Below are 575 nucleotides of genomic sequence, written 5' to 3' on the forward strand. Positions count from 1 at the left end.
GCGCCGAACCTGGCTCGCTGCCGCCGTCGGCGCAGGCCCGCGGCTCGGCGACGACCGGAGCCGGCCGCGCCCCTGACCGCCGACGGCTGAAAGCCGATCCCCGCATCCGGCGCCGTTCCAGCCTTCACCATCCGGCCTTGACCTTCCCACCGTTGGAAGCCCCATCTCGGCTCCATGCTGAACGCAGACGCCGACACGCTCACCCCGACCGCGACCGCGCCGCACGCGCCGGCCGACACCCGCACCGTCGCCCTGCCCGTCTCGGGCATGACCTGCGCGTCCTGCGCCGGCCGCATCGAGACGGCGTTGCGGGCGGTGCCGGGCGTCGCGAGCGCCTCCGTGAACCTCGCCACCGAGCGCGCCAGCGTCACCGTCGCGGCCGGGGTGCCGACCGCGGCCCTCGCGCAGGCGGTGACGGATGCCGGCTACGACGTCGCGGCCGAGACCGTCGATCTCGCGGTCACGGGCATGACCTGCGCGTCCTGCGCCGGGCGGGTGGAGGCGGCGTTGCGGGCCGTGCCCGGCGTCTCCGCGGCCGCGGTCAACCTCGCCACCGAGCGGGCGCGGGTGACGGT

At 76.9% G+C, this 575-nt stretch carries 1 protein-coding gene; it reads left to right on the plus strand.

All coding sequences use genetic code 11. The features are described 5' to 3' along the window. Nucleotides 1–267: 267 nt before the first annotated feature. A partial coding sequence (locus FV230_RS29115; RefSeq protein WP_246695065.1) for a heavy metal-associated domain-containing protein occupies nt 268–575 on the plus strand: 308 nt, incomplete at its 3' end.

Origin of the sequence: Methylobacterium sp. WL6 (assembly GCF_008040095.1) — a bacterium.
Taxonomy (GTDB): Bacteria; Pseudomonadota; Alphaproteobacteria; order Rhizobiales; family Beijerinckiaceae; genus Methylobacterium.